This window comes from Flavobacteriales bacterium (assembly GCA_016779935.1).
Taxonomy (GTDB): domain Bacteria; phylum Bacteroidota; class Bacteroidia; order Flavobacteriales; family UBA7312.
This window is the reverse complement of record JADHMQ010000021.1, coordinates 1-5146: the sequence shown is the minus strand read 5'-3', so window position 1 is coordinate 5146 and position 5146 is coordinate 1. Positions and strand designations below refer to the sequence as shown.

Annotated in this window: 7 protein-coding genes; all 7 read right to left on the bottom strand. The window is 35.4% G+C overall.

All coding sequences use genetic code 11. The annotated features are described in order from the left end of the window. Positions 1 to 842: GTP-binding protein (locus ISP73_07855; GenBank protein MBL6658495.1), on the bottom strand; the 842-nt coding region annotated here is incomplete at its 3' end. Positions 843 to 845: 3 nt separating this feature from the next. Further along, positions 846 to 1751, bottom strand: coding sequence for a sulfate adenylyltransferase subunit CysD (cysD, locus tag ISP73_07850; GenBank protein MBL6658494.1), 906 nt, complete (start codon positions 1749 to 1751; stop codon positions 846 to 848). Next, positions 1744 to 2337 (bottom strand): adenylyl-sulfate kinase, encoded by a 594-nt coding sequence (gene cysC, locus ISP73_07845; GenBank protein MBL6658493.1) that lies wholly within the window; start codon positions 2335 to 2337, stop codon positions 1744 to 1746. The genes cysD and cysC overlap by 8 nt, the downstream gene beginning before the upstream one ends. Before the next feature lie 5 nt (positions 2338 to 2342). Continuing rightward, positions 2343 to 2741, bottom strand: coding sequence for a DUF2061 domain-containing protein (locus ISP73_07840; protein ID MBL6658492.1), 399 nt, complete (start codon positions 2739 to 2741; stop codon positions 2343 to 2345). A gap of 14 nt (positions 2742 to 2755) precedes the next feature. Beyond that, complete coding sequence (locus ISP73_07835; protein ID MBL6658491.1) at positions 2756 to 4147, bottom strand: nucleotide sugar dehydrogenase; 1392 nt, start codon at positions 4145 to 4147, stop codon at positions 2756 to 2758. Continuing rightward, positions 4137 to 4658, bottom strand: a complete 522-nt coding sequence (locus tag ISP73_07830) for a winged helix-turn-helix transcriptional regulator (protein ID MBL6658490.1) — start codon at positions 4656 to 4658, stop codon at positions 4137 to 4139. The genes ISP73_07835 and ISP73_07830 overlap by 11 nt, the downstream gene beginning before the upstream one ends. A gap of 102 nt (positions 4659 to 4760) precedes the next feature. Further along, on the bottom strand, positions 4761 to 5146 hold a 386-nt coding region (locus ISP73_07825), incomplete at its 5' end, for an antitermination protein NusG (GenBank protein MBL6658489.1).

The window sequence follows — 5146 nt, the reverse complement described above, 5'->3', positions numbered from 1 at the left end:
ATAGATTCGCCATTCAAATCAATACTTTTTATTACCGATGTAAAACCTGATGGAAGCGTCTTAATTTTATCTCCAGGCTTAAACACTCCTCCCTCTATTCTACCAGCAAAGCCTCTATAGTCTTGGTGTTCTAAAGTATGTGGACGAATAACTGACTGCACAGGAAAACGGCAATCTACATGGTTGTAATCACTTGAAATATGAACGTGTTCCAAATGATACATTAGTGTACTTCCTTCATACCAGTCCATATGCTTAGAACGGTTTACAACATTATCTCCATTGAGTGCTGAAATGGGAATAAACTGAATGTCTTTAATGTCCAGCTTAGAAGAAAATGCTTTAAAGTCTGATACTATATTTTCATACACATCTTCACTGTAGTCTACTAAATCCATTTTATTGATACACACTATGGCATGAGGAATTCTTAACAATGAAGCAATAAATGCATGTCGATGGGTTTGCTCCAACATGCCTTTTCTAGCGTCAATGAGAATGATAGCAAGATTAGCCGTTGAGGCGCCCGTTACCATGTTTCGGGTATACTGAATGTGTCCAGGAGTATCGGCAATGATAAACTTTCGTTTTGGTGTAGCGAAATACCTATAAGCGACATCTATTGTAATTCCTTGCTCTCTTTCGGACTTCAAACCATCTGTCAAAAGAGATAAATCTACATAATCAAAGCCCTTGTTTTTACTTGACTGTTCTACAGCCTCTAACTGATCCTGAAAAATAGATTTGCTATCGTACAATAACCGTCCTATTAAGGTGCTTTTTCCGTCATCAACGCTGCCCGCTGTAGTAAATCGTAAAAGTTCTACGTTTTTAGTGCTCATTACTTAAAAATATCCTTGTTTTTTTCGGTCTTCCATAGCGGTTTCCGCTCTCTTATCATCTGCTCGTCCACCACGCTCAGTTGATCGCGTAGTGGCTATTTCTTCTATGACTTTTTTCAATGTATCTGCAGAAGATTCCACTGCTCCTGTTATGGGCATATCTCCACACGTTCTAAATCGGACGGTCATTTCTTTTACTTCTTCATTATCTTTTAGAGTAATATACTCTGAGTTGGCAAGAATAACACCATCTCTAACAACGCATTCTCTGTTGTGGGAAAAATATAGACTAGGTAGTTCAATATTTTCAGCTTTGATATATTCCCACACATCCATTTCTGTCCAATTTGAAATAGGGAAAACCCTAAAGTGCTCACCGTAGTGTTTTCTACCGTTAAATAGATTCCATAATTCTGGCCGCTGATTTTTTGGATCCCACTGACCAAATTCATCACGGTGTGAGAAAAAACGTTCTTTAGCTCTGGCTTTCTCCTCATCTCGCCTAGCTCCACCCATAGCGGCATCTACTTTATACTCTTCCAAAGTATCTAATAGGGATACTATTTGCAATGAATTCCGTGAAGCATCAGCGCCAGTTTCTTCTTTAGCTTTCCCCTTATCAATAGACTCTTGAACTGAACCTACAATAAGCTTTACCCCTAACTTTTCAACCAGCTCATCTCTAAATTGAATGGTTTCTGGAAAGTTGTGCCCAGTATCAATATGGATTAATGGAAATGGAATATTTGCCGGGTAAAATGCTTTTTTTGCTAGATGAGTAAGAACAATGGAGTCTTTCCCTCCTGAAAATAATAAAACTGGATTTTCAAATTGAGCGGCAATTTCTCTTATAACAAAGATAGCCTCCGATTCCAATTCTCTTATGTGATTTAAAACGTAATTACCCATCTAATCGTTTTTCAATTAATTGTAAAATTGCTTGGACACAATCCTCAACACTCAGGCTTTCAGTATCTAATTCTAAGTCAGCACTTAGTGGCGCTTCATACGGTGCTGAAATGCCAGTCATATTTGTAATCTTCCCATTACGGGCTTTTTGGTAAAGCCCTTTTACATCTCTACGCTCACATTCTTCTAATGAAGTGCTAACATATATTTCTATAACCTTATCATCACCAACTATTTTTTTCACGTCTTCCCTATCTTTTCGAAATGGCGAAACAAAACTTGCTAATGTCACTATTCCTGCATCGACAAAAAGATTGGCTATCTCGGCTATTCTACGAATATTCTCCGTTCTGTGTTCAGAAGAAAATCCCAAGTCTTTATTAATCCCTTGACGTATGTTATCGCCATCCAAAATATATGTAGAAATATTTCTAGAGTAAAGCTCATGTTCCAAGGCATTAGCAATAGTTGATTTTCCTGAGCCAGACAAACCCGTAAACCATATTAAAAAAGCCTTATGATTATGCAACTTTTCTCTATCCGATTGACTGACAGTAAATTGATATTTAGTTGTGTTTTTACTCATGTGAGTTAACTTCTACTTTGCAAGCCAAAATTAGATTTATACCATACTTTCTCATGAAAATAGTATAGAACCATTTTAGTTACGACTTCAGCTATTCCTATCTTTAATCCAATGAAAGGGTTTCCCGAAATCAGCCATCCAATAAGTATAGTGTCAAGTGTTCCAACTAATCGCCAACTAAAAGTTTTTAAAAGATGTCGTTTTTTTATATCTGATACTGACGAATTAAACCAAACCCTTTCGTGCATGTAATACAAAATCATTTTAGAGATGACTTCTAATGCACTAATTTTAACTCCTGTAAATAAGTCACCTGTAATAACCCATGAAAGTAATAGCGTGTCTATAGTCCCGACTAATCGCCAACTAATCGTTTTTGCTATATGTCGTTTACTTGATTTCAAATTTGGTAAAAATTCTATTTTCCAATCGAATATACATCAAAGCCTATATCTTCAAGATGCTGAGCATCTAAAATATTTCGTCCATCAAAGATTTTTGCAGGCTTTACAACACTTTTGAAAATACTATCCCAATCGTAAGATTTAAATTCGTCCCACTCAGTAATTATAGCAATAGCATGAGAGTCTTCACACGCTTCATAGGGGTCAGCTTCAAACGTTAACGCCTTTCTATTTTCTTCCGATGAACGGCTATTCAAATAATCTAAATCCGTTAACATCCTTTGCTCGCTAACCTTAGGGTCATAGACGCATATTTTAGCACCGTTTTCAATGAGTAAGTCTGCTATATATATAGCTGCTGATTCACGTGTATCGTTTGTATCTTTCTTAAACGCCCAGCCAAGAAGTGTAATTTTTTTATCAGATACTGTGCCAAATAGAGATTTCATTATCTTTTTAGCAAAACGTTCTTTTTGATAGTCGTTAATTTTTATGACTTGGTTCCAGTATTCTGAAACCTCATCCAAATCTAAAGACTTTGCGATGTATACTAAATTCAAAATATCTTTTTGAAAACAACTGCCTCCAAAACCAACAGAAGATTTTAAAAATTTGGAACCTATCCTTGAGTCCATTCCAATGGCTGTGGCTACTTCATCAACATCTGCGCCTGTTGCCTCACATAATGCCGAAATACTATTTATAGAACTAATACGCTGTGCTAAAAAGGCATTAGCAACCAACTTAGAAAGCTCGGAAGACCACACATTTGTTGTATATATTTTCTCTCTAGGAATCCAGTTGGTATAAATTTCAACGAGCTTATCGATGGCTTCTTTTCCACTTTCTGTTTGTTGCCCACCAATTAATACTCTGTCGGATTTAAATAAATCTTGGATGGCAGTTCCCTCTGCTAAAAATTCTGGGTTAGATAATACTTCAAACTTTACCCCATTGCCAGTCAAATCTAAAATAGATTGAATGGCTTCTGCTGTTCTGACTGGTAATGTAGATTTTTCAACAACAATTTTATCTGTTTTTGCCACTTTAGCAATTTGTCGTGCACAAAGCTCAACATACTTCAAATCTGCAGCCTGACCTTTACCTTCACCGTATGTTTTTGTTGGTGTGTTAACGGCTATAAAAATCATTTCTGACTCTTCAATAGCTTTATCAATTTCTGTAGAAAAGAATAAATTTTTGCCTCTAGTCTTTTCTATTACCTCGGCAAGACCAGGTTCAAATACAGGTAGGTTATCTAAGTTTGAATCGTTCCAAGCGTCGATTCTGTCTTGATTAACATCAACAACATTTACCGTTATTTCAGGACTTTGTTTTGCAATTACGGCCATGGTTGGTCCTCCTACATAGCCTGCCCCAATACAACATATATTTTTAATCTTCATAGTACATTAAATTTTTGTCAAATAAAACTATGCCTTCATCTCCAATGCAATCATAACTAAATTTAACTGTTCTTTCAATAGTCTTTTTAAGTTTCTTTTCGAGATCCTTTATATATTCTAAATTAACAGAATCTGCCTCTAGAGCTATTTCAATTAATCCTGAATCAACACCATGCGCGTAATCTCCTACTAAAATAATTTTTTTTACTGTACCAATTCGGTTAATCACACTCTCAACAATATCATCTAATCTTAAATGCTTTTTAACTAACTCTTGCAAAACAGCATACAAGGGATGTTTTACATTAGCATGGTAAATTACCTTGTTTCTTTCTTTATGACTAACAAGATATCCTGCATCTTTCAGTTTATTCAATTCCTTTCTAACTCCGTTGGTAGATTCACCAAACTCACTAGCAAGAGCATTTAAATGCCCCTTATTAGCAGCTCTGATAAAGAATTTTACAAGAACTCGTAAACGTGTTTTGGATGTAATTAGTGAATCTAACATAATAACAGGAACGGCTTCGCCATTGTGAGTCACAGACTCTTGTGTTTTTATAGCTTTAAGAATATCTAGTAACAAAAGTACTTAAAATATATGAATATCTGATTAAATATCTAAAATAATTATCATATTGAGACTTGATAGCTTCACCCAAATTCTATTGGATGAAACTTTTATTATTTCTCCTGATTCATTGTTAAATTGCTCAAGACTTATAGAATCACCAACATTAGTTAGAGAAGTATTAACACTAACACAGTTTTTTCCCTCAAGATGCGACTTTATAGTATCTATTTCTTTTTGAGGCACACTTACAATTTTTTTATCAAAAAACATGTATCGAACAACTCCTGGGCAATCAAATACAAGATTCCTATTAGCTTCTTGAATATTAACAAACAAAATTGATGGAAGTGCAGGGGTTTTAATCTTCTTTTTTCGATCGCTCCACTGGCTTACTTTAACAACCGTAGGGCAATACGATTTAATAC

Coding starts and splice junctions, on each gene's coding strand:
- cysD (MBL6658494.1), bottom strand. CDS start 1,751: ATGGGTAATTACGTTTTAAATCACATAAGAGAATTGGAATCGGAGGCT.
- ISP73_07835 (MBL6658491.1), bottom strand. CDS start 4,147: ATGAAGATTAAAAATATATGTTGTATTGGGGCAGGCTATGTAGGAGGA.
- cysC (MBL6658493.1), bottom strand. CDS start 2,337: ATGAGTAAAAACACAACTAAATATCAATTTACTGTCAGTCAATCGGAT.
- ISP73_07830 (MBL6658490.1), bottom strand. CDS start 4,658: ATGTTAGATTCACTAATTACATCCAAAACACGTTTACGAGTTCTTGTA.